The organism is Nocardia sp. NPDC060220 (assembly GCF_042727815.1).
Taxonomy (GTDB): Bacteria; Actinomycetota; Actinomycetes; order Mycobacteriales; family Mycobacteriaceae; genus Nocardia.
On sequence record NZ_JBHWZY010001092.1, the window covers coordinates 1 to 1,972 of the forward strand.

Genomic DNA, 1,972 nt, shown 5'->3' on the forward strand with positions numbered 1-1,972 from the left:
GCACCGGCGAAATCGACATCACCCGGCCGCGCTGGAGCGAGAGTCCCGCCACGCTGGTGCCGACGATCCTCGGCAATATCAAGAACTTCGGGCCGGGTGAGGGCAGACGTCGCTTCGAGGACGGCCTGTGCGAGGCCGAACAATCGGAAAGACAGATTCTGCGACGCCTGCGCGCTCTCCCCGAAGGGGAGCACAAGGCCGCCGAGACCGCGCGAATGATCGAGCGTGTGCGCACCTTCTCCGGATATCGGGAGTACCCGAAATACGGCATGGTGAGCCGCTACTTCGTCTACAAGCAGGCGCTGCTGCGCGAAGCCGAACGGCTGGTGCAGGCCGGTGTACTGGACGAGTCCGGCGACATCTTCTTCCTGAGATTCGACGAGCTGCAGGAGGTCGTTCGCACTCATCGGGCCGAGCGGGCCCTCGTTGGTGGACGACAGGACGCGTTCCGTTCGTATCGGTCGCTCACCGCGCCGCGAGTGCTCACCTCCGACGGTGAGGCGCTCGCCGGGGCGTATCGGCGCGAGGACCTGCCCGCCGGGGCACTGCCCGGCTTGGCGGTCTCGGGCGGGACGATCGAAGGTCGCGCCCGCGTCATCGCCGACATCGCGCAGGCCGACCTGGAATCCGGTGACATCCTGGTTACCGCCTACACCGATCCGAGCTGGACCCCGTTGTTCGTCGGGATCGCGGGACTGGTGACCGAAGTGGGCGGCCTGATGACCCACGGCGCGGTGATCGCCCGCGAATACGGTCTCCCCGCCGTCGTCGGCGTGGAACACGCCACCGAGCTGATCCGCGACGGGCAGCGCGTCCGGGTGAACGGCACCGACGGATATCTCGAGATCCTCTCGGAGCCGTAACCAGGACGGCAGCGATGCCCGCGCCGTCGCGGCGTCGCTGGTCGGTGTCGAGGATCAGTCTCGCGGCGGTCGTCGTACTGTCGGTCGGGCCGCTTCGATGCGGGCGGCGAGGTCGACCAGGTCGCCCGCGGGGCCGGATGGTGGGGTGCTGCGGTGCCAGATGGCGCGAAACTTTCGGGTCAGCACCAGCGAATCGGCCAGGTCGACCTCGTGCAAGGTGCCCGCACGGAGTTCGTGGGCGACGATCAGGCGGCTGACCACCGCGGGGGCGAGTCCGCTGCGGGTGGTCGCGAGAATGGCTGCGGCGGAACCGAGTTCGGCCGCGGGCCGCGCGGGGGTGCCGTGGATCTGTAGCGCCGCCCAGACGGTGTCCCGTGTCCCGGATCCCTTCTCGCGCCACACCAGCGGCGTATCGGCGAGTTCGCGCGGGCGCACCGGGCGTGCGCGGGTGGCCCACGGATGGGTCGGTGCGACGACCACGACCAGCTCGTCGGCCACGAGCACCCGGCTTCCCAGCCCCGCGGGTGCCTGCGGCCCCTCGACGAATCCGAGCACCACCTCGCGATCGCGCACCGCCGTGGTCACCTGCTGTGAGTTCGCCACGTCGAGTTCGACGGCGAGCTCGGGCCGGAGCTTGCGCAACGCCGCCAGCCACTGCGGAATACGGTGGTCGGCAATGGTTTTCGAGGCGATGACATGCAGTTGTGGTGACAGTTCGCGGTGCAGGTCAGCGACACCGTCCATCAGAGCCAGCCCCGCGGCCAGTACCGGCCGACCCAGCTCGACCACGGCCGCACCGGCATCGGTCAATGCCGAACCGGTGGGTCCGCGATCGATCAGCCGCAGCCGCAGCCGCCGTTCCAACGCGCTGATGCGCATGCCGACCGCGGGCTGGCTGATGCCGTGTCTGCGCGCCGCGGCACCGAGGCTGCCCAGCTCTGCCACCGATACCAGGAGATCGAGCACCTCCAGGTCCGGCGTTCCGGGCGGCAAGCTCATAAGGAAACCTTACGAGGTGGTGGATATCGGGGGCTACCCGCCCGCAGACGCGCGCACCAGGATCAGCACTACCGCAATGTGCGGGCCAGTACAGCTGAGGAGTACAACAT

Annotated in this window: 2 protein-coding genes; one reads left to right on the forward strand and one right to left on the reverse strand. The window is 68.9% G+C overall.

Annotated elements, in window-relative coordinates:
• Positions 1 to 863 (forward strand): PEP-utilizing enzyme (locus tag ACFWF3_RS33970; RefSeq protein ID WP_379318094.1); only part of this gene is annotated, 863 nt, incomplete at its 5' end.
• Positions 864 to 917: 54 nt separating this feature from the next.
• Here ACFWF3_RS33970 and ACFWF3_RS33975 read toward each other — a convergent pair.
• Positions 918 to 1,862 carry a LysR family transcriptional regulator gene (locus ACFWF3_RS33975; RefSeq protein ID WP_379318096.1) on the reverse strand — a complete coding sequence of 315 codons (945 nt, stop codon included), beginning with the start codon at positions 1,860 to 1,862 and terminating at the stop codon, positions 918 to 920.
• Between the last annotated feature and the right edge of the window lie 110 nt (positions 1,863 to 1,972).